This window comes from Stenotrophomonas sp. S4 (assembly GCF_054187805.2).
Window position 1 is genome coordinate 1,095,855 of the sequence record NZ_CM196188.1, and the last position, 17,345, is coordinate 1,113,199.

At 67.6% G+C, this 17,345-nt stretch carries 22 protein-coding genes; 3 read left to right on the forward strand and 19 right to left on the reverse strand.

What is annotated here, in order from left to right; all coding sequences use genetic code 11:
* Positions 1–68: 68 nt before the first annotated feature.
* From ACUZUJ_RS05035 to ACUZUJ_RS05105, 15 genes are all read right to left on the reverse strand, one after another.
* Positions 69–335 (reverse strand): hypothetical protein, encoded by a 267-nt coding sequence (locus ACUZUJ_RS05035; protein WP_014036236.1) that lies wholly within the window; start codon positions 333–335, stop codon positions 69–71.
* Between the two features lie 60 nt (positions 336–395).
* The gene (gene mgtE / locus ACUZUJ_RS05040; protein ID WP_008266103.1) at positions 396–1,757 is read right to left on the reverse strand and encodes a magnesium transporter; all 1,362 of its coding nucleotides are present in this window, start codon (positions 1,755–1,757) and stop codon (positions 396–398) included.
* 189 nt (positions 1,758–1,946) lie between these two features.
* Complete coding sequence (gene ptsP / locus ACUZUJ_RS05045) at positions 1,947–3,716, reverse strand: phosphoenolpyruvate--protein phosphotransferase (protein ID WP_458220162.1); 1,770 nt, start codon at positions 3,714–3,716, stop codon at positions 1,947–1,949.
* A 2-nt stretch (positions 3,717–3,718) separates the two neighbouring features.
* Entirely contained in the window at positions 3,719–3,988 is a 270-nt protein-coding gene (locus ACUZUJ_RS05050) for an HPr family phosphocarrier protein (RefSeq protein ID WP_014036238.1), read from the reverse strand.
* A complete protein-coding gene (locus ACUZUJ_RS05055) occupies positions 3,981–4,373 on the reverse strand; it encodes a PTS sugar transporter subunit IIA (RefSeq protein ID WP_014036239.1) in 393 nt (130 codons plus the stop codon). Before ACUZUJ_RS05055 ends, ACUZUJ_RS05050 begins: the two co-directional genes overlap by 8 nt.
* A gap of 303 nt (positions 4,374–4,676) precedes the next feature.
* Complete coding sequence (rapZ, locus tag ACUZUJ_RS05060) at positions 4,677–5,561, reverse strand: RNase adapter RapZ (RefSeq protein WP_049443426.1); 885 nt, start codon at positions 5,559–5,561, stop codon at positions 4,677–4,679.
* A 27-nt stretch (positions 5,562–5,588) separates the two neighbouring features.
* The gene (gene hprK, locus ACUZUJ_RS05065) at positions 5,589–6,539 is read right to left on the reverse strand and encodes an HPr(Ser) kinase/phosphatase (protein WP_005408388.1); all 951 of its coding nucleotides are present in this window, start codon (positions 6,537–6,539) and stop codon (positions 5,589–5,591) included.
* Complete coding sequence (locus ACUZUJ_RS05070) at positions 6,536–6,988, reverse strand: PTS sugar transporter subunit IIA (RefSeq protein WP_032130191.1); 453 nt, start codon at positions 6,986–6,988, stop codon at positions 6,536–6,538. The genes hprK and ACUZUJ_RS05070 overlap by 4 nt, the downstream gene beginning before the upstream one ends.
* A 21-nt stretch (positions 6,989–7,009) precedes the next feature.
* On the reverse strand, positions 7,010–7,327 hold the full coding sequence (hpf, locus tag ACUZUJ_RS05075; protein WP_005415556.1) for a ribosome hibernation-promoting factor, HPF/YfiA family: 318 nt from the start codon (positions 7,325–7,327) through the stop codon (positions 7,010–7,012).
* A 58-nt stretch (positions 7,328–7,385) separates the two neighbouring features.
* On the reverse strand, positions 7,386–8,807 hold the full coding sequence (locus ACUZUJ_RS05080) for an RNA polymerase factor sigma-54 (RefSeq protein WP_049443427.1): 1,422 nt from the start codon (positions 8,805–8,807) through the stop codon (positions 7,386–7,388).
* A gap of 40 nt (positions 8,808–8,847) precedes the next feature.
* The gene (lptB, locus tag ACUZUJ_RS05085; RefSeq protein ID WP_005415558.1) at positions 8,848–9,567 is read right to left on the reverse strand and encodes an LPS export ABC transporter ATP-binding protein; all 720 of its coding nucleotides are present in this window, start codon (positions 9,565–9,567) and stop codon (positions 8,848–8,850) included.
* Positions 9,567–10,133, reverse strand: a complete 567-nt coding sequence (lptA, locus tag ACUZUJ_RS05090; RefSeq protein WP_075675157.1) for a lipopolysaccharide transport periplasmic protein LptA — start codon at positions 10,131–10,133, stop codon at positions 9,567–9,569. The genes lptB and lptA overlap by 1 nt, the downstream gene beginning before the upstream one ends.
* A 101-nt stretch (positions 10,134–10,234) precedes the next feature.
* Positions 10,235–10,810, reverse strand: coding sequence for an LPS export ABC transporter periplasmic protein LptC (gene lptC / locus ACUZUJ_RS05095; protein ID WP_049442963.1), 576 nt, complete (start codon positions 10,808–10,810; stop codon positions 10,235–10,237).
* Complete coding sequence (locus ACUZUJ_RS05100) at positions 10,807–11,355, reverse strand: KdsC family phosphatase (RefSeq protein ID WP_014036245.1); 549 nt, start codon at positions 11,353–11,355, stop codon at positions 10,807–10,809. Before ACUZUJ_RS05100 ends, lptC begins: the two co-directional genes overlap by 4 nt.
* Before the next feature lie 66 nt (positions 11,356–11,421).
* Positions 11,422–12,423 carry a KpsF/GutQ family sugar-phosphate isomerase gene (locus tag ACUZUJ_RS05105; RefSeq protein WP_049442962.1) on the reverse strand — a complete coding sequence of 334 codons (1,002 nt, stop codon included), beginning with the start codon at positions 12,421–12,423 and terminating at the stop codon, positions 11,422–11,424.
* Between the two features lie 54 nt (positions 12,424–12,477).
* Here ACUZUJ_RS05105 and ACUZUJ_RS05110 point away from each other — a divergent pair, with 54 nt between their 5' ends.
* Genes ACUZUJ_RS05110 through ACUZUJ_RS05120 form a run of 3 tightly spaced genes read left to right on the forward strand, consistent with a single transcriptional unit; the run spans position 12,478 to position 14,327 of the window.
* Positions 12,478–12,708, forward strand: a complete 231-nt coding sequence (locus ACUZUJ_RS05110; RefSeq protein WP_005408396.1) for a BolA family protein — start codon at positions 12,478–12,480, stop codon at positions 12,706–12,708.
* A gap of 21 nt (positions 12,709–12,729) precedes the next feature.
* Complete coding sequence (gene murA, locus ACUZUJ_RS05115) at positions 12,730–14,001, forward strand: UDP-N-acetylglucosamine 1-carboxyvinyltransferase (RefSeq protein ID WP_014036247.1); 1,272 nt, start codon at positions 12,730–12,732, stop codon at positions 13,999–14,001.
* Complete coding sequence (locus ACUZUJ_RS05120; protein ID WP_014036248.1) at positions 13,998–14,327, forward strand: hypothetical protein; 330 nt, start codon at positions 13,998–14,000, stop codon at positions 14,325–14,327. Before murA ends, ACUZUJ_RS05120 begins: the two co-directional genes overlap by 4 nt.
* A 115-nt stretch (positions 14,328–14,442) precedes the next feature.
* Here ACUZUJ_RS05120 and ACUZUJ_RS05125 read toward each other — a convergent pair whose 3' ends face one another.
* The 4 genes from ACUZUJ_RS05125 to ACUZUJ_RS05140 all read right to left on the reverse strand — a co-directional run bounded on the left by ACUZUJ_RS05125 (position 14,443) and on the right by ACUZUJ_RS05140 (position 17,336).
* Positions 14,443–15,126, reverse strand: coding sequence for a DUF3108 domain-containing protein (locus ACUZUJ_RS05125; protein WP_014036249.1), 684 nt, complete (start codon positions 15,124–15,126; stop codon positions 14,443–14,445).
* A 2-nt stretch (positions 15,127–15,128) separates the two neighbouring features.
* Positions 15,129–15,950, reverse strand: a complete 822-nt coding sequence (locus tag ACUZUJ_RS05130) for a DUF3108 domain-containing protein (RefSeq protein ID WP_049442960.1) — start codon at positions 15,948–15,950, stop codon at positions 15,129–15,131.
* A gap of 67 nt (positions 15,951–16,017) precedes the next feature.
* Entirely contained in the window at positions 16,018–16,677 is a 660-nt protein-coding gene (gene purN, locus ACUZUJ_RS05135; protein ID WP_101765053.1) for a phosphoribosylglycinamide formyltransferase, read from the reverse strand.
* Entirely contained in the window at positions 16,674–17,336 is a 663-nt protein-coding gene (locus ACUZUJ_RS05140) for a DUF2238 domain-containing protein (RefSeq protein WP_458220161.1), read from the reverse strand. Before ACUZUJ_RS05140 ends, purN begins: the two co-directional genes overlap by 4 nt.
* Positions 17,337–17,345 lie beyond the last annotated feature (9 nt).

Consider the following 17,345-nt stretch of genomic DNA (forward strand, 5'->3'; position numbering starts at 1 on the left):
GTTTCCCGGGGCAGCGAGGTCAGCTGCATCCTAGTCCGCCGCAGGTCAACGCGGCATCATGCGCCGCGTCACTCCGGTCGTGGGAAGCTGGCGATGATGTCCAGCTGCTCCTGCGCCTCGGCATTGCCGTCGGCGGCGGCGGCCTGCACCTGCGCGATGTCCGGGTGCAGCACCACCAGCAGCGGGTTCTCGCATACCGGGCAGTCGTACTCGGTGGCGTCTTCGTCCAGCTCCATCTCCATGGCGCGCGAGCTGCCCTTCCATTCGCAGGCCGGGCAGGTGTGCTGCTGGTCGCGCCAGCCGGGCTGGAAGTAGTTTTCGATCGTTGTTGCCATGGGTGTTCCAGTTGGGATCGGGTCAGAGCCCCGCGTGGCGGGGATCCGACCCTGCAGGGTTCAGTGCAGCAGCACCAGCGTGGCCAGGCCGAGGAAGGTGAAGAAGCCCATCGAGTCGGTCACCGCGGTCAGGAAGATGCCGCTGGCCAGCGCCGGGTCGAAGCCGAAGCGTTTCAGGGTCAGTGGCACCAGCACGCCGGCCAGTGCGGCGAACAGCAGGTTGCAGGTCAGCGCGATGGCGATCACCGCCGACAGCCCGGGCGAGTGGAACCAGGCCAGCACGATCAGCCCCAGCACCGAACCGAGCATCACGCCGTTCAACAAGGCGACCCGCACCTCCTTCCACAGCAGCGTGCGCGCGTTGGACGCGCCCACCTGGCCCAGTGCCAGGCCGCGCACCATCAGCGCCAGCACCTGGGTGCCGGCATTGCCGCCCAGGCCTGCCACGATCGGCATCAGCACGGCCAGCGCCACCAGCTTGTCGATGGTGCCTTCGAAGTGGCCGACCACGCTGGAGGCCAGGAAGGCGGTGCACAGGTTCACCGACAGCCACATCAGGCGCCGGCGCATGGCGCGCCAGACCGGGCTGAACAGATCCTCGTCCTCGTCCAGACCGGCGGCGCCCAGCGCCTGGTGTTCGGCCTGGCCACGGATGATGTCGACCACGTCATCGATGGTGATGCGGCCGATCAGGATGTTGTTGTCGTCCACCACTGGCGCGGAGATCCAGTCATGGTCGGAGAACTGGCGGGCCACCTCCTGGTCGCTCTCGCCGACATCGATGGCCGGCTGCTCGTCGTCGATCAGGCGGTTGATCGGGGTGGTGTCCTCGTGGGTCACCAGTGCCGCCAGCGACACCCGGCCGAGGTACTGGTGGCGCCGGCTGACCACGAACAGATGGTCGGTGTGGTCCGGCAGTTCGCCGCGCAGGCGCAGGTAACGCAGCACCACGTCGACGTTGACGTCGGCGCGCACGGTCACCACGTCCGGGTTCATCAGGCGGCCGGCGCTGTCCTCGGGATAGGACAGCACCTGCTCCAGGCGCTCGCGGTTCTCGCGGTCCATCGACTTGAGGACCTCGTCGATGACCGTATCCGGCAGGTCTTCGACCAGGTCGGCCAGGTCGTCGATGTCCAGGTCTTCGACCGCGGCGATGATCTCGTCCGGGTCCATGTCCGCGAGCAGGCTCTCGCGCACGTCTTCGCCGACGTGGACCAGCACCTCGCCGTCATCTTCCGGGTCGACCAGGCCCCACACCACCTCGCGCTTGCCTGGCGGCAGCGATTCCAGCAGGTTGCCGATCTCGGCCGGGGCCAGGGTGTTGACCAGCCGACGTACCGGGCCCAGCCGGCCGCTGTCCAGTGCATCGGACAACATCCGCAGTTGGCGCGCAGTCTTGTCGTGGCGTACAGCTTCAGCCATCGCAGCTCCCGCGGGATAAGAAAAGCCGCGATCCCGGCAAGGATGCGGCAACAGGGGTGTTCAGCGCGTCATTATCGCAAGGGGATGTTGCAACGCATACCCCGACGGGAGGCTGGGGTCAGATCCATTTTCCACAGGAAAAGGGATCTGACCCCGCGCGTGCATACCCGGCGAATCAGCAGGGTGGGGTCAGGGCGTATCCGCCACCAGCGCCAGCCAGCGTTCGATGGCGCGGCGGTCGCGCGCGGCCAGCAACTTCGGGGCACGGGCGCGCAGCGCACCCAGATCGGCTTCGCGGATTGCGCGGCGCACCTCCAGCAACGTACCGGGATGCAGGCTGAACTCGCTCAGGCCCAGCGCCAGCAGCAGCGGGGTCATCCGCGCATCACCGGCCATCTCGCCGCAGACCGCCACCGGGATGCGGTGGCGCGCGCCGGTCTCGATCACCATCTGCAACAGCCGCAGCACCGCCGGGTGCAACGGTGAGTACAACTCACCCAGCGCCTCGTTGTTGCGGTCGGCGGCCAGCAGGTACTGCACCAGGTCATTGGTGCCGATCGACAGGAAATCGACCAGGTCGATGAAACTCTCCAGCGCCAGTGCAGCCGCCGGGACTTCGATCATCGCGCCCAGCGGCACGTGCTCGGACACCATGTGGCCTTCGCTGCGCAGCTGTTCGCTCAGCTTGAGCATGCGCCGGCGCACCGCCAGCAGTTCCTCGCGGGTGCTGACCATCGGCACCAGCACGCGCAGCTTGCCGTAGGCCGAGGCGCGCAGGATCGCGCGCAGCTGGGTGTCGGCCACCTTGGGCCGTGCCAGCGACAGGCGCACGCCGCGCAGGCCCAGTGCCGGGTTCTCTTCGTTGCTCAGGGTCAGGCCGGTGCGATCGGCCTTGTCCGCACCCAGGTCGAGCGTGCGGATGGTCACCGGCCGACCGCTCATGCCCAACGCGGCATCACGGTAGGTCTGGAACTGTTCTTCTTCGTCCGGCAGTTCGTTGCGCTGCAGGAACAGGAACTCGGTGCGGTACAGGCCCAGCCCCTGCGCACCCAGCGCATGCGCCTGGGTGACGTCCTCCAGCGATTCGGCATTGGCCAGCAGGGCGATATCGACCTGGTCGCGGGTACGGCTGGGCTTGCTGCGCAGGCGGCCAAGCTCGCGCTGCTCGCGCGCGTGTTCCTTCAGGCGCGCGCGGTAGTCACGCAGGTTGTCGGCCAGTGGGTTGGCGGTGATGCTGCCGTCGGCACCGTCGATGATCAGCACGTCGCCGTCGGCGATGCGGCTGAGCAGCTGCGGCACGTTGACGATCAGGGGCAGGTGCAGGCTGCGGGCCAGGATCGCGCTGTGCGACAGCGCGCTGCCAGCGGCAGTGACGATGCCGACCACGCCCTGCGCCTGCAGCTGCGCCAGTTCGGACGGGGCGATGTTGTCGCAGACCAGGATCTCGCCGGCCAGGCCCTTCATCACCGGAGTGCGTTCGGGTTGCAGGAAGGCGTGGATACGGCCGATCACATGGTCGAGGTCGTCCATGCGGCTCTTCAGGTAGGCATCGTCCATGCCATCGAAGACCTTGGCCAGGCGGTCACGCTGCAGGCGCAGCGCATAGCCGGCGCTGTACGGGCCGCTGCGGATCAGCTCATCCAGCCCGAACAGCAGCTCGGGGTCATCCAGCAGCAGGGCATGCAGGTCGAGGAACTCGCCTACCTCCTGGTTCAATGCACCCTGCAGGCGCTGCCGCAGTTCGTGCATTTCCACGCGTGCGGCATCCACCGCCCGGTGCAGGCGAGCCAGTTCGGCCTCGACCTGGCTGGTTGCGACACGTTGTTCAGCGACTTCCAGCGCATGCGGCAAGCGTACGCGGGCCCGGCCCATTGCCGTGCCGCGGGCAGCGCCGTGCCCGGCCAGCAGTTGTACCGGCCGCTGGCCGGAAGGGACCTGGCCGGCGCGTGCGCGTGGCACGCTCAGCTGTCCTCGTCGAAGCGGCGTTCGAACAGGCCGACCACCGCGTCCATCGCGGCGGCTTCATCTTCGCCGTTGATGCGCACGGTGACCGGGGTGCCCTGGCCGGCGGCCAGCAGCATCACGCCCATGATGCTCTTGGCGTTGATCTCACGGCCCTTGGCGGCCATGGTCACGTTGCAGCGGAACGGCGCCAGGGTCTGCACCAGCTTGGCGGTGGCCCGGGCGTGCAGGCCCAGGCGGTTGCTGACGGTGAGTTCTCGTTCAAGCATCGTCGACTATCGCTCCATTACGGGTACCCGCCGCGGCTGTGGCGGGCAGTTGATCCAGTCCCTGTTCCGGATAATTCATCACCCGCAGCAACATCGGCAGGCTCAGCGCCGACACCCGGCGAACCGGGGTCCCCAGCCGGGCCAGCTGCCCGGCAAGGTTGGCGGGGCTGGCGCCGTACAGGTCGGTCAGGATCAGCACGCCTTCACCGCTGTCGACCCGCCGCAGGGCGGCCGAGGCGAGCGGGAGCAGGGCGTCCAGGTCTGCGTCGAACGGTACTTCGAAAGCTTCGGTTTTCAGCGGCAATTGCCGCAGGAGCCGGGTCGCCACGTCAAGCAGGGCGGTCCCGACCCCGGGATGTGTTACGAGGAGAATGCCACAGGTCATTACTGCACGTTAACAGGTCAAGGTGAATCGGCGATAGCAGCAGATGAGGGGCACTGTGTCCCGTATTCAGCGTTACCGGGGTCAGAGCCCTTTTCCCCTGGAAAAGGGATCCGACCCCATGCGTTTTTCGATGCCTGACCGGGATTCATCCATGCATGGCGTGGATCTACTGTGTCGACCAAGGTCGACACCCACCAACAGCACACCGCACCACCATCCCACGGAAGCCGCTTTTGCTGTTGCTGTTGCCGGCCAGCGGCCGGCACTACCGGCGGGTGCCGGGCGCAGCCCGGCTAGACCCCCTCAATCCTGTTCGCGGTGGTACGTGGCCACGTCTTCCCAGCCCATCTCGCGGGCATGCCGGGCCATGCGCTCGGCCAGGAACACCGAACGGTGCTTGCCGCCGGTGCAGCCGAATGCCACGGTCACGTAGCTGCGGGTGCCATCGCCCAGTTTCGGCAGCCAGGTATCGAGGAAATCCATCAGCTGGGTCAGGTAGCGCTGCACGTCCGGCTGCGCTTCCAGGTAGTCGCGCACGCCCGGCTCGCGGCCGCTGAGCGCGCGCAGGTCCGGGTCCCAGTGCGGATTGGGCAGCACGCGGGCGTCGAACACGAAGTCCGCCTCGGCGGGCACACCACGCTTGTAGGCGAAGGATTCGAACAGCAGCGACAGGCCGGTGGCATGGTCCATCGCGAACTCGGTGATGATCCGCCGCCGCAGCTGATGCACGTTGAGGTTGCTGGTATCGATCACCGCGTCGGCCTCACGGCGCAGCGGCGCGGTCAGCTCGCGCTCGCGGGCGATCGCTTCGGGCAACGACAGGCCCAGCTGGCTCAGTGGATGGCGACGACGGGTGTCGGCGTAGCGCTTGAGCACCGTTTCGTCGCTGGCCTCGAAGAACAGCACCTTCACTTCCACGCCGGCATCGGTGGCCAGCTGCCGCCAGTTGCCCAGCTGGCTCAGGTCGGACTGGCCACGCACGTCGATGCCTACCGCCAGCCGGCGCGGTGCGCTGCCGTCGTGGTTGGCCAGCAGGCTGCGCACGAAGTCCGGCAACAGGTGGATCGGCAGGTTGTCCGAGCAGTAGTAGTCCTGGTCCTCGAAGGTCTTGAGGGCGACGGATTTACCCGAGCCGGACAGGCCGCTGACGATGATCAGGGTCGGGGCGGTGGGGGTTGCGGTGCTCATGGACAGGCTCTTCGAGGGGCAGGGGAATCAGGGTGTTCGCCGTTCCAGCAGATTGCTGTGGCGGGCGATGAACATCGCCGCCGGGTCGATCCCCTTGGTGCGCAGGATGTGCAGGCGGGTCGCGGCCTCGGTCAGCACGGCCAGGTTGCGGCCGGGCATCACCGGCAGGGTGATCAGCGGAACGTCCAGGTCCAGCACATGGCGCGTGCCCGAGTCGCCGGTCAGGCGCTCGTAGCCATGCGGGGTGGGTTCGGTCATCGGCTTGGTCAGGTGGACGATCAGCCGAAGGTACTTGTTCTTCTTTACAGCCGTGTCGCCGAACATCTCGCGCACGTTCAGCACGCCCAGGCCGCGCACTTCCAGCAGGTCCTGCAGCAGTTCGGGGCAGGTGCCGTCGAGTACATCAGGCGCGATCTGGGTGAATTCGGGGGCATCGTCGGCCACCAGTCGATGGCCGCGGCTGAGCAGTTCCAGCGCCAGCTCGCTCTTGCCCGATCCGGCCTCGCCGGTGATCAGCACGCCGATGGAGTAGATCTCCATGAACACGCCATGCAGGATCACCCGCGGCGCCAGCGTACGCGCCAGGTGGTAGGACAGGTGGTTGAGCAGTTCGTGGCCGCGCTTGGGCGACAGCCACAGCGGTGTACCGGATTCATCGGCGGCCGCGCGCAGGTCTTCCGGGCACGCCTGGTTGCGGGTCAGCACCAGCGCCAGCGGGTGCGACTGCATGATCTTTTCGATGGTTTCCCAACGCTGGCGCGGTTCCAGCGCATCCAGCCAGGACAGTTCCTCGGTGCCCAGGATCTGCACCTTGTTGGGATAGATGGCATTGAGGTAGCCGGCCAGCGAGGGACGCCGCGAGACCGTGTTGCCGGCCTCCAGCTCGCGTTTCTCACCGGATTTGCCGGCGGCCCAGCGCAGCCCCAGCCGCTCGCGCTGCTGTTCGAACAGTTCACGGGCGGTGATGCTGGTATTCATGCGGCACTCGCAGGTGGGGTCATGTCCAGCGCTTCGCGCAGCGCCCGGGCATCGCCGGCTTCGCGCAGGGCCTGGCGGATGTCCGGTGCGGAAAACAGCTCTGCCAGCTCGGACAGCAGCATCAGGTGCTGGTGGGTGTAGTGGGCGGGGACGGCCATCGCGAACACCAGGTCCACCGGCTCATCGCCGCCGAAGTCGACCGGGGTCGCCAGACGCAGCAGCGCGCCACGGGGGCGGTCCAGGGTCGGCGCGCGGCCGTGGGGGATGGCGATGCCGTGGCCGATCGCGGTGCTGCCCAGGGCTTCGCGCTGGCACAGGTTCAGATAGATCTGTTCGGCGTTGGCCTGGCGGCAGGCCAGCAACCCGGCGGCGGCCTGCAGGACGCTGTCACGGTCGGTGGCCGTGCAGAGCTGGGTCTGCACGGCCGCCAGGAGGTCAGTCAGGGGCATGTCTGCGGGGAACGGTGGCGATCAGCCACCATTGTCGCCCACCGGCAGCGGTGCGTGCTGCTGTTTTTTCTCCTTGTGCTTGATGACCAGGCGGTCAAGCTTGTCCGCAAGCAGGTCGATCGCGGCATACATGGTCTGGCCGCCGGCCTCGGCGTGCAGGGTCTGCCCCGGAATGTTGAGGCTGGCGTCGACGTGGTGTTCGGTCTTCTGCAGCTTGAGGGTCACCCGCGCTTCGCAGTGCTGGTCGAAGTGTTTTCCGATCCGGGCCAGCTTCTCCTCTACATAGGACTGCAGGGCCGGGGTGACTTCGACGTCTTTGCCAAACGTTTCGATGCGCATCGGGTTTCTCCTGTGTTCGGATGTGCCAATGAACCTCTCCGCCGGGCGCGGCGGCGCGTCAAGCGATTCTGACCCTTTCGTGCGAGGCGGAGATGTTCATGGCTTCACGATACTTCGCCACGGTGCGTCGCGCCACTGGAATTCCCGACGATTTGAGCAGGTCAGCCAGCTTGGCGTCAGAAAGCGGCTTGCGCGGGTTCTCATCGTCGATCAGGCGCCGGATCATCGCCTGGATGGCCGTGCTGGATGCCTCGCCACCGCCCTCGGTATCGATGCCCGAGGCGAAGAAGGCGCGCAGCGGCAGGGTGCCGCGCGGCGTGCGCACGTGCTTGCGGGCGATCGCACGCGACACCGTGGATTCGTGCAGGCCCAGCTCGGCGGCGATCTCGCGCAGGGTCAGCGGGCGCAGCGCTTGCTCGCCGAATTCGAGGAAGCCGGCCTGTTGCAGGATCAGGCTGCGCACCACCCGCAGCAGGGTTTCGCCGCGCTGCTGCAGGCCCTTCAGCAGCCAGCGCGCCTCCTGCAGCTGGGCGCGCAGGTAGCCGGCGTCGGCCTCGCCACAGCGGCGGATCAACTGTTCGTAGCCGCGGTGGATCACCACCTTCGGCCCGGCATGGCCGGCCAGTGCCGCGCGCCAGATGCCGTTCTGTCGCCACACCACGACGTCGGGCACCACGTAGGTGTCCTGCGAAAGCGGCGCGATCTGCGTGCCCGGACGCGGGTCCAGCGAGCGCAGCAGCGCGACCGCCGTCTCGACCTCGTCCAGGGGCTGTTTCAGTTCATGGGCCAGCCCGGCGACGCCGCTGCGCGGCAGCCGTTCCAGCGGGCCTGCGGCAATCTGTCGCGCCAGCGCCAGCCCCGGCGTGTCGCCAGGCAGCACGTCCAGCTGCAGCTGCAGGCATTCGCCGAGCGTGCGCGCGGCAACGCCGACCGGGTCGAAACGCTGGATGCGATGCAGCACCGCGAGGATTTCATCCTCATCGGCATGGACCGCCGGCAGCAGGGTTTCGGCGATGGTGGCCAGCGGTTCGCGCAGGTAGCCGTCGTCGTCCAAGGCATCGATCAGTGCCGCGCCGATGCTGCGGTCATGCGTGGAAAGATGCGACAGGTGCAGCTGCCACAGCAGGTGGTCGGCCAGCGTTTCGGTTTCGGCCACGCGCTCGGCGGCACTGCCGGTGTCATCGTCATCGTCGAAGCTGCCGCCACTGCCGGCGGCACTCCAGTCGAGTTCGGCCGGTCCCCAGTCGTCACCGTTGTCGGTGCGTTCGGCGGGGGCGTCGGCATCCGTGCTGTCGCTGCCCTCATTGGCGGCACTGCTGTCGTTGCTGTCGGCCCAGTCCAGCAGCGGATTGCTCTCCACGGCCTGGGCGATTTCAAGCTCCAGCTCGGTCGTGGACATCTGCAGCAGCTTGATCGCCTGCTGCAGCTGGGGCGTAAGCACCAGCTGCTGTCCCAACGATGTCTGCAGCCGAGTCTTCATGCCTGTGCCGAACGGAAGGAAAGGGACCCGGCGCCTGCGGTCACAGCTTGAAGGAATCCCCAAGGTAGACGCGACGTACGTCGGCGTTGTCCAGGATCGCCTCCGGCGAGCCCTGGGCCAGCACGGTGCCCTCGGCGAGGATATACGCGCGGTCGCAGATTCCCAAGGTCTCGCGCACGTTGTGGTCGGTGATCAACACGCCGATGCCACGCTGCTTGAGATGGGTGACGATGCGCTGGATTTCACCCACCGAGATCGGGTCGACACCGGCAAACGGTTCGTCGAGCAGGATCAGGCGCGGCTGTGCGGCCAGTGCGCGGGCGATCTCGCAGCGACGACGTTCGCCACCGGACAGGCTGGCGCCGAGCTGGTCGGCAACATGGCCCAGCTGCAGTTCGTCGAGCAGGCTGTTCAATTCGCGTTCGCGGCCAGCCGAATCCAGGTCTTCGCGCAGTTCCAGCACCAGGCGGAGGTTGTCGGCCACGGTCAGCTTGCGGAACACCGACGGTTCCTGCGGCAGGTAGCCCACGCCCTGCTTGGCACGGGTGTACATCGGATCGCTGGTGATGTCCTTGCCGTCGAGCACGATGCTGCCGGCATCGGCGGCGACCAGGCCGACGATCATGTAGAAGCAGGTGGTCTTGCCGGCGCCGTTGGGGCCGAGCAGGCCGACCACTTCGCCGGCGTCGAGGGTCAGCCCGAAGTCCTTGACGACTTCGCGCTGCTTGTAGCGCTTGCGCAGGCCCTTGGCGACGAGCATTACTTCTTGCTCCCGGCCGGCTTGGCCGGCGTGCTGGCCGGCGCCGCCGCCTTGGGCGTGGCAGCCGGTTGTGCCGCCGGGTTCTTGTTCTTCGGCGGAATGACGGTGCGCACGCGGCTGCCATCGCCACCGGAGTTCATCTCGCCGCTGCGGGTGTTGTAGACCATGCGCTGGCCGGCATTGGTGCCGCGCGCGCTGGTGACCTTGTAGTTGCCGGTCAGGGTGATGATCTCGGTCTTGATGTCGTAGTCGATGCGATCAGCCACCGCGTCCATCCAGGTGCCATCGTCGAGCTGCTGCTTCATCGTGGCCTGCTTGCCGGTGAACACCGCACGCACCGCCTCGCCGTCCTTCAGGTAGATCTCGGCTTCGGACGAGCGGATGTCCAGCGAGCCCTGGGTGACGGTCACGCCCTGCGACAGCACGGTCTTGCCATCGCCGGTGAGCACGCCCGACTGGGCACCGGAGTCGATGTTCATGTTCTCGTTGCGGTCGGTGGACTTGGCAAAGGCGGCGCTGGGAACAAGCAGGCCGAGCGCGAGTACGGCTGCAAAGGGAATCTTCATCGGGGTCCGTTCTACCGGTGGGGCCGCCCGGGAAACCGGGGGCGGGTGGGTGGGCTGCCTGCCTTGCGCCTGTCCGGGGACGTCGCAGGAGGGCGGCGGAATCAGCGACGGGGCGTGTAACGGCCCTTGGACTGGCTGAGGAAATGATACGTGTTGTTCTTCGAATCCACCTCGAAGCCAACACCGGACTGTTCCATGCCGGGGCGGGTCATGGTGACCAGTGCATCGGTACGGGCACGGTTCTCCTTGGGGAACACGTCCAGGTGGTCGGTGCGGAAGGTGGTCGGCACCACGCCCGGGTCGGCCGGGCTGTCGCCGGCGACATTGCCGCGCAGCTTCATCTCGTCGCCCTTGGCGCTGAGCCAGCCGGTCTCGGCACGCAGGGTCCAGTGCTTGCCATCCTTGTCCGGCATCTCGAACAGCGGCGTGGCGATGTTGATGGTCTGGTCGCCACGCTGGCGCTCCAGCAACGGTGCGCGCAGGGTGGTCGATTCCTTGCCGTGCTCATCCAGGGCGACGATCTGGAAGTCGTGCAGGATGTAGTCCACGCCGACTTCCTGGCCGGCACTGGCCGGACCCTTGTCGCGGTTGCGCAGGGCCGCCCAGCTGCTGAGCAGGGCCGCCAGCAGCAGTCCGATGCCGAGCAGGGTGCGCCAGTTCACGGTCGGCAGGCTCATGCGCCGAACCTCGCCAGGACCGCGTCCACGTGGCCCTGGGCGGCCAGCAGGATGTCGCACAGCTCACGGGCAGCGCCACGTCCGCCATCGGCGCGGGTCTGCCAGTGCACGCGCTCGGCGATCCACGGGTGGGCGTTGGCCGGCGCCACCGCCAGGCCGACCGCGCCCAGCGGCGCCAGGTCCGGCAGGTCGTCGCCCATGAAGGCCACCTGCTCCAGGCCGATGCCGTGCTGCGCACACAGCGCCTGCACGCTGGCCAGCTTGTCGCCCACGGCGATCTGGGTGTCGATGCCGAGGTCGGCGCCGCGCCTGAGCGCGGACTGGCTGTTGCGCGCGGTGATCAGCACGGGGTGGATGCCGTGCTGCTGCAGCAGTTTCAGGCCCAGGCCATCCTGCACGAAGTACGCCTTGCTCTCGTTGCCGTCCTTGTCGTAGTACAGCCGACCGTCGGTGAGGGTGCCGTCCACGTCGAAGCAGGCCAGGCGGACGCGGGCCGCGGCGGCATGCAGGTGGGCGGGGAAGGCGGGCAGGGGGGACCAGGGCATCAGGGCGGCGGGCTCGGTAGGTTCGGGTGGGGCAGTACAGACTGAATGGGGTCTACGGACTGTCGGTTAAACCACCCGGGCCCGCAACAGGTCATGAATGTTCAGGGCGCCGACCGCGCGGCCCTGGCCGTCGATCACGATCAGGCCGGTGATCTTGTGGGTCTCCATCAGCCGGGCAGCCTCCACCGCCAGCTGGTCGGCACCGATGGTGCGTGGGTTGCGGGTCATCACATCGGCGATCTTCGCGGTGCGCACGTCCAGTGCACTGTCCAGCGCGCGGCGCAGGTCGCCGTCGGTGAACAGGCCGATCAGCACGCCATCGGCATCCACCACGGCGGTCATGCCCAGCCGTTTGCGGCTCATCTCCATCAGCGCTTCGCTGAGGCTGGCGTCGGCACCCACGCTGGGCAGGTCCTCGCCGGTGTGCATGACGTCGGTGATGTGCAGCAGCAGGCGACGGCCGAGGCTGCCGGCCGGGTGTGAACGGGCGAAGTCGTCGGCGGTGAAGCCGCGTGCGTCGAGCAGGGCCACGGCCAGCGCATCGCCCATCGCCAGCGAGGCGGTGGTGCTGGAGGTCGGTGCCAGCGCCAGCGGGCAGGCCTCGGCCGGAACGCTGACGTCCAGGTGGATGTCGGCGGCGGTGGCCAGGCTGGACTGCGGGCGGCCGGTCATGGAAATCAGCACGTTGCCCTGGCGCTTGAGCACCGGCAGCAGCATCAGCACTTCGTCCGACTCGCCCGAATAGGACAGGGCCAGCACCACGTCGTCCTCGGTGATCATGCCCAGGTCGCCATGGCCGGCTTCGCCCGGGTGCACGTAGAACGCCGGAGTGCCGGTCGAGGCCAGGGTGGCGGCGATCTTGCGGGCGATATGCCCGGACTTGCCCATGCCGGTGGCGACCACCCGGCCGCGGCTGGCCAGGATCGCCTGGCAGGCCTGCTGGAAGGCCTCGCCAAGGCGGTCGGCCACGGCATCCAGGGCCTGCTGCTCGATCTCGAAGACGCGGCGGCCACTGGCGACCAGGCTGGCAGGGTCGACGGAACGGGGGGGCAACAGGGATTCGGCCATGCGGACGCCACGCAGCGGAAGTAGAATGGAGGCACATTTTATTAGGAAAGCCCGTTGGACGCCGACACCATCCGCAACCTGATCGAAACCGGCCTGCCCGGCGCCCGCGCCGACGTGCAGGGCGACGATGGCGTGCATTTCGAAGCGACCGTGGTCTGCGAGGCCTTTGCCGGCAAGATGCCGCTGGCCCGCCACCGGATGGTCTATGCCACCCTGGGCGACCTGATGGGCGGCGCGATCCACGCGCTGGCGCTGAAAACCGTGACCCCGGCCGAAGCCGGCTGAACCGCAGAAGATCCCGAATACATGGCCAAGATCGTTGTGACCGGCGGCGCTGCGCTGCACGGTGAAGTGAGCATCTCCGGCGCCAAGAACGCCGTTCTCCCCATTCTCTGCGCGACCCTGCTGGCCGATGCGCCGGTGGAGATCACCAACGTGCCGCACCTGCACGACGTGGTCACCACGGTGAAGCTGCTGGGCGAGCTGGGCGCCAAGGTCACCATCGACCAGGGCACGCTGTCGCGCGGCAGCGCGATCGTGGTCGACCCGCGTTCGGTGAACCAGCACGTGGCGCCATACGAGCTGGTCAAGACCATGCGCGCCTCGATCCTGGTGCTGGGCCCGCTGCTGGCCCGCTTCGGCGCGGCGGAAGTGTCGCTGCCCGGCGGCTGCGCGATCGGTTCGCGTCCGGTCGACCAGCACATCAAGGGCCTGCAGGCGCTCGGTGCCGAGATCGTGGTCGAGAACGGCTTCATCAAGGCCACCGCCAAGCGCCTGAAGGGCGGCCATTTCACCTTCGACATGGTCAGCGTCACCGGCACCGAGAACGTGCTGATGGGCGCGGTGCTGGCTGAAGGCACCACCATCCTCGACAACTGTGCGATGGAACCGGAAGTGACCGATCTGGCGCATTGCCTGATCGCGCTGGGCGCGAAGATCGAAGGCCTGGGCACTGCCCGCCTGGTCATCGAAGGCGTCGAGCGCCTGTCCGGTGGCCGCCACGAAGTGCTGCCCGACCGCATCGAGACCGGCACCTTCCTGGTGGCTGCGGCGATGACCGGCGGCAAGGTCACGGTCAACCGTGCGCGGCCGAACACCATGGACGCGGTGCTGTCCAAGCTGGTCGAAGCCGGTGCGAAGATCGAGACCACCGACGACACCATCACCCTGGACATGCAGGGCAAGCGGCCGAAGGCGGTCAACCTGACCACCGCGCCGTACCCGGCGTTCCCGACCGACATGCAGGCGCAGTTCATGGCGCTCAACTGCGTGGCCGACGGTGTGGGCGTGATCAACGAAACGATCTTCGAGAACCGTTTCATGCACGTCAACGAACTGCTGCGCCTGGGCGCGGACATCCAGGTCGAAGGCCACACGGCCATCGTGCGTGGCAGCGAACACCTGAGCGGTGCGCCGGTAATGGCCACCGACCTGCGTGCCTCGGCCTCGCTGATCCTGGCCGGCCTGATGGCCAGCGGCGAGACCACCATCGACCGCATCTACCACCTTGATCGTGGCTACGAGAACATCGAAGAGAAGCTGTCTTCGCTCGGCGCCACCATCCGGCGCGTGCCATGATCCTGCGCGGCAAGTTCAGCCCGCGTCGCAAGGCGCTGCTGGCGCTGGTGCTGATCGTGCTGGCGTGGCTGGGCTATGCCTGGTACGCCAATATCGCCATCACTCAGGGCATCGAGCAGAAGGACATGGACTGGAACGGCGATGGCACGGTCTCGCGTGACGAGATCATCGAGTCGTTCTATGCCGTTGCGGTGAATGACAGCCAGGACGGCAACCGCCATTGCCGCACCTTCGTCTGGCGCAGCACCGGCGAGCAGATCCGCGTGGACTGCCGCACCGAGTTCAAGGCGGCCGAGGAACAGAAGCCGGCTGAAGCGAAGAAATAAGAAAACGCCCGCGGAAGCGGGCGTTTTCTTTGGGGTACACCCATCCACGCATGGCGTGGATCTACTTCAGGTTTCCAGTAGATCCACGCCATGCGTGTATGACGTGGATCTCCGGTCAGTTCATCGCCTTGATGGTCAGGTCCAGCGCATCGCGGTCGTTCTCCCGCTGCAGCATGCGCGCCGGCACCGGGAATTCCGGCACGATCCAGGCGATCAGTTCCTTGTTGCCGTCGGCACGCGACACCTTGGTCGCTTCGTAGCTCTTGCCGCCCACGGTGATCGATTCCTTGCCGATCACGCGGTAGGTCATGTTCTTGATGCGGCCTTCGTCGACCATGCGATAGGTCAGCGGCTTGCCGGCGGCCAGGTCGCGGGCGATCGCCAGGTTGATCAGCAGTGCATCCATGTCACCGGACTTCAGTGCGATCGGGCCGGCGCGGTCCGGCTTGATGTCGCCGGTCCAGGTGGCCTGGTTGCTGGTCCAGTTGTAGTTGGCCTGCACGTTGCGCTTCTTCACCAGCAGCGCCGAACGGTCCTGGCTGCTGAGCGGGCGCAGCTGGCCGCGCACCTCTTCGAACACGGTGCTCTGGCTCAGGTCGGCCAGCTGGTTCTTCACCTGCAGCGTGTAGCGCCACTTGTTGGCTCCCTCGCTGCTCAGCGTCATGCTGCCATTGGCCTGCATGCCCATGTAGCTGGCCAGGTAATCGGCCTTGAACGGCTGCAGGGCCATGGCCGGCAGGCTGGCCACCGACAGCGCGGCTGCAGCGATCCAGGTGAGGGGACGGGTCAGGGTGCTCATGCTCAGACTCCTTGGTATTCGATCAGGCGCAGATCGACGCGGTCTTCGCCGTCTTCGCGTTGCAGGATGCGCACCGGGGTGGGGACACCGTTGGCGATCCAGAGGATGGTTTCGTTGTTGCCGCCGTTGGTCCGGTAGACCCGCAGCGCGTTGTAGGACAGGTCGCCGACCTCGACGTTCTCGGTCTGCGGCGCGGCCTGGTAGTCATGCTGGCGGACCTTGCCCATGTCCACGTAGCGGTAGTGCATGGTGGCACCCGGACGGGCATCCCGCATGATCGCCAGATTGATCAGCAGGGCGCTCTGGTCGCCCGGCTGCAGCGGAATCGGCTGTGCACGGTCCTTCTTGACGTCGCCGGTCCACTGCGCGGTGCCGGCCTGCCAGTTGTAGGTGCCAACCGCCTTCTTGCCGAGGAACAGGCCCTTGCGCACCGTGCTCTGGCTGAGCGGTGCATAGACGCCGTTGCGCTCCTCGAACACCGTGCTCTGTTCGATGTTCAGGCCCAGCACGCTGGCAAAGCCGCGGCGGCCGACCACCTGCATGTCCACCCGCCACTGGCTGCCGCCGGTGTGGGTGACCTGCATGCTGGCATCGCCGGCCTCCTTGCTTTTGTAGAAGGCCTGGTAGGTAGCGGTGAACGGCTGCAGCGGCGGCGGCTCCCAGGCCAGCGCCGGAGGCATCGGCACGGCCGGTTCCGCGGGCGGCTGTACAACGGGTGCCGGCTGCGCAGGGGCCGCAGGCGCTTGCACCTGGCCCCAGCCCACGCCGGGGAGCACGGCCAGCGACAACAGCAGTGAAGTGGACAGCAGGGTCGTGGTCTTCATGGAGGACAGGGACCGCAGGAGGGGGCAGGATGCCAGCCCCGCAGTCAGCGGGGCGTGTGCATGGGAGTTACCGGTTCAGGTTCCCGGCGGAATCTAGGGCCAGCGGGCTAAACAGGGGGTGACCGTCCAGTTGCGGCTGGCCCTCCCGTTCAGCCAGGCGGCCGGTGCACAACAGCTGCAGGGTGGCGATCAGCAGGGGGTGCTCCACCGCCAGTACGCGTGCAGCCAGGCTGTCCGCGTCATCGCCGGGCAGCACCGGCACCCGCACCTGGGCCAGCACGGCGCCGGCGTCCAGCTCGGGCACGACCAGGTGCACGCTGGCACCGTGCTCGGCATCGCCGGCGTCCAGCGCCCGCGCGTGCGTGTCCAGCCCTTTGTGCAGCGGCAGCAGCGACGGGTGGATGTTGACCAGGCGGCCATCGAAGCGCTGCACGAAGTCTGCGCCGAGGATGCGCATGTAACCGGCGCAGATGATCCAGTCCGGTGCGACCGCGGCCAGTGCGTCGCCCAGCGCCTGCTCGTAGGCCGCGCGGTCGACGAATTCCTTCGGTGCGTGTGCCCAGCGCAGGCCAGCGGAGACCCGCTGCAGCGCGGCGGCGGTCGGGCGGTCGGAAAACACGCCGACGACCTCGGCGGGCAGGCGGCCCGCGGCGATGGCATCGAGGATGGCCTGCAGGTTGCTGCCGCGGCCGGAGGCAAGCACGGCAATGCGGGTAGGCGCGGTCATTGCTGGGTACTCCGGCGGATCCGCGGCCAGGTCAGCAGGCTGCCCATGGTGGCCATCAGCATGTCGGCATGCGCGTCCCACATGTCGCCCTGCTGCCCGTTGTAGGCTTCGGCGGCATCCGGTGACAGGGCGAGCGCGATGGCCCATTCGAACCACTCGTAGACCAGGCTGGCGCACATCACCGTCATCACCGCCAGGCTGAAGGCCTGGCCGCGGCGCAGCGCCGGCCACGCGTGGTGTGCCAGTTGCAGCAGCGCCGGAGTGAAGCAGACGCCGAACAGGAAGTGGATGAGGCGGTCGAAATGATTGCGCTGCCAGCCGAACGCCGCATTCGGCGACCAGCCGGTCAGCGCCTGCGCCCATGCGTCGTAGGGCACGTTGGAGTACAACCAGCGGGCGGCCACGCAGTGCAGGGCGATGAAGCCGCAGATCGCGATGAAGGCACCGTTGCCCAGCCAGCCACCCCGGCGGTCGACCCACAGCAGGGCAGCCAGCCCGATCACGGTCAGGGTGCTGTGCAGCGCCTGCTCGGTGGGCCACAGCGGGTGGACCCAGCTGATCGCGAACACCGTCAGTACGGCGGCGAAGGCCAGCTTCTTGGGGCCCGAGAAACGGAAGGCGGTGGGCGAAGCGGTCGTGGGGAGGGCAGGCGCGGACATGGGGAGTCG

Excerpts from the sequence above, each read along its gene's own strand:
- ACUZUJ_RS05035 (WP_014036236.1), bottom strand. The coding sequence starts at position 335 with ATGGCAACAACGATCGAAAACTACTTCCAGCCCGGCTGGCGCGACCAG.
- mgtE (WP_008266103.1), bottom strand. The coding sequence starts at position 1,757 with ATGGCTGAAGCTGTACGCCACGACAAGACTGCGCGCCAACTGCGGATG.
- ACUZUJ_RS05050 (WP_014036238.1), bottom strand. The coding sequence starts at position 3,988 with ATGCTTGAACGAGAACTCACCGTCAGCAACCGCCTGGGCCTGCACGCC.
- ACUZUJ_RS05055 (WP_014036239.1), bottom strand. The coding sequence starts at position 4,373 with ATGACCTGTGGCATTCTCCTCGTAACACATCCCGGGGTCGGGACCGCC.
- rapZ (WP_049443426.1), bottom strand. The coding sequence starts at position 5,561 with ATGAGCACCGCAACCCCCACCGCCCCGACCCTGATCATCGTCAGCGGC.
- hprK (WP_005408388.1), bottom strand. The coding sequence starts at position 6,539 with ATGAATACCAGCATCACCGCCCGTGAACTGTTCGAACAGCAGCGCGAG.
- ACUZUJ_RS05070 (WP_032130191.1), bottom strand. The coding sequence starts at position 6,988 with ATGCCCCTGACTGACCTCCTGGCGGCCGTGCAGACCCAGCTCTGCACG.
- hpf (WP_005415556.1), bottom strand. The coding sequence starts at position 7,327 with ATGCGCATCGAAACGTTTGGCAAAGACGTCGAAGTCACCCCGGCCCTG.
- ACUZUJ_RS05080 (WP_049443427.1), bottom strand. The coding sequence starts at position 8,807 with ATGAAGACTCGGCTGCAGACATCGTTGGGACAGCAGCTGGTGCTTACG.
- lptB (WP_005415558.1), bottom strand. The coding sequence starts at position 9,567 with ATGCTCGTCGCCAAGGGCCTGCGCAAGCGCTACAAGCAGCGCGAAGTC.
- lptA (WP_075675157.1), bottom strand. The coding sequence starts at position 10,133 with ATGAAGATTCCCTTTGCAGCCGTACTCGCGCTCGGCCTGCTTGTTCCC.
- lptC (WP_049442963.1), bottom strand. The coding sequence starts at position 10,810 with ATGAGCCTGCCGACCGTGAACTGGCGCACCCTGCTCGGCATCGGACTG.
- ACUZUJ_RS05100 (WP_014036245.1), bottom strand. The coding sequence starts at position 11,355 with ATGCCCTGGTCCCCCCTGCCCGCCTTCCCCGCCCACCTGCATGCCGCC.
- ACUZUJ_RS05105 (WP_049442962.1), bottom strand. The coding sequence starts at position 12,423 with ATGGCCGAATCCCTGTTGCCCCCCCGTTCCGTCGACCCTGCCAGCCTG.
- murA (WP_014036247.1), top strand. The coding sequence starts at position 12,730 with ATGGCCAAGATCGTTGTGACCGGCGGCGCTGCGCTGCACGGTGAAGTG.
- ACUZUJ_RS05120 (WP_014036248.1), top strand. The coding sequence starts at position 13,998 with ATGATCCTGCGCGGCAAGTTCAGCCCGCGTCGCAAGGCGCTGCTGGCG.
- ACUZUJ_RS05125 (WP_014036249.1), bottom strand. The coding sequence starts at position 15,126 with ATGAGCACCCTGACCCGTCCCCTCACCTGGATCGCTGCAGCCGCGCTG.
- ACUZUJ_RS05130 (WP_049442960.1), bottom strand. The coding sequence starts at position 15,950 with ATGAAGACCACGACCCTGCTGTCCACTTCACTGCTGTTGTCGCTGGCC.
- purN (WP_101765053.1), bottom strand. The coding sequence starts at position 16,677 with ATGACCGCGCCTACCCGCATTGCCGTGCTTGCCTCCGGCCGCGGCAGC.
- ACUZUJ_RS05140 (WP_458220161.1), bottom strand. The coding sequence starts at position 17,336 with ATGTCCGCGCCTGCCCTCCCCACGACCGCTTCGCCCACCGCCTTCCGT.